We start from the raw sequence: 1,132 nt of genomic DNA, 5'->3' as shown, positions 1-1,132 counted from the left end.
AGAGGTCGTTTTCTCCTGGACTGCCCGCGTATCGAGTGGTTTTCAGACCGGCAGGGTGTGGTGCTCGTGCTGCTGGAGATTCGGGGTGGTTCTTGCTGGTCAGGTGGGGTGGCAGGTGAGGCGTGACATGACTTGTGCCTGTCTCATCCCAAGACGCCCGGTCTTCGCAGCCGAGTGCTTCCGTTGTCGTCGCTGTACGCCTGGGCGCACTCAGTCCGCGGCGGTACGCCCGAAGCATGCCGACACGACGCCCGTACCCGAGCGATCTGTCCGATGCGCGCTGGGAGTTGATCGAGCCGGTGCTGTCCGCCTGGCGCTTCGAGCGCCGGGGCAGGGCCCTGGACTTCGGCCGACCGCCGGAACATGACCTGCGCGACATCATGGACGCGATCTTGTACGTGGACCGGACCGGGGTTCAGTGGCGCTACCTCCCGCACGACTTTCCGCACTGGAACACGGTCTACGGCTACTTCGCCAAATGGGCCGACGAGGGCGTATTCACCCAGCTCAACGGCCTGCTCAGGCAGCTGCTACGCGAGAAGGACGGGCGGGACGCTGAGCCGTCGGCCTGCGTGATCGACGCCCAGAGCGTCAAAACCTCCACCAGCGTCCCCACCGCCGGCCAGGGCATCGACGCTGGAAAGAAGATCGTCGGCAGGAAGCGGAGCATCGTCACCGACACGCTCGGGCTCCTCCTCGCGGTGCTGGTCACCGCGGCGAGCGTGCAGGACTCCATCGCCGGCACACGCCTCCTGGACCAGGTCGCCGCCGACCACCCCGGGATCCGAAAAGTCTGGGTCGACGGCGGCTACCGACAGCACCTCGTCGAGCACGCGGCCGCCCTCCGCATCGACATGGAAATCACCGGCCGCAAGCCCGGGACCAGGGGCTTCACGCCGATCCCGAAGCGGTGGGCGGTCGAACGAACCTACGGCTGGCTCATGCTCCACCGCCGCCTGGCCCGCGACTACGAAACCTTGCCCACCCGCTCCGAAGCCGTAATCCACATCGCCATGACAGACCTCATGGCCCGCCGCCTCACCGGCGAGACCACCATCTCCTGGCGCGACCCGACACCGCCGACCAACCACCAGATTCCGGGATGAAACAACGGGAGAAAACGACCTCTTAG

The 1,132-nt window shown here is 66.4% G+C and carries 1 protein-coding gene; it reads left to right on the top strand.

All coding sequences use genetic code 11. From position 1 onward, the window contains the following. The first annotated feature begins 236 nt into the window (after positions 1-236). On the top strand, positions 237-1,106 hold the full coding sequence (locus ACFCZF_RS40910; protein ID WP_376675998.1) for an IS5 family transposase: 870 nt from the start codon (positions 237-239) through the stop codon (positions 1,104-1,106). Positions 1,107-1,132: the final 26 nt, after the last annotated feature.

The sequence above is a fragment of the Streptomyces sp. NPDC056296 genome (assembly GCF_042268605.1).
GTDB lineage: Bacteria > Actinomycetota > Actinomycetes > Streptomycetales > Streptomycetaceae > Streptomyces.
The sequence above is the reverse complement of the archived record's forward strand: the minus strand, read 5'-3'. Positions and strand labels throughout refer to the sequence as shown.

Bases quoted from the DNA above. Each gene is read 5' to 3' on its own strand.
- ACFCZF_RS40910 (WP_376675998.1), top strand. From the start codon at position 237: ATGCCGACACGACGCCCGTACCCGAGCGATCTGTCCGATGCGCGCTGG.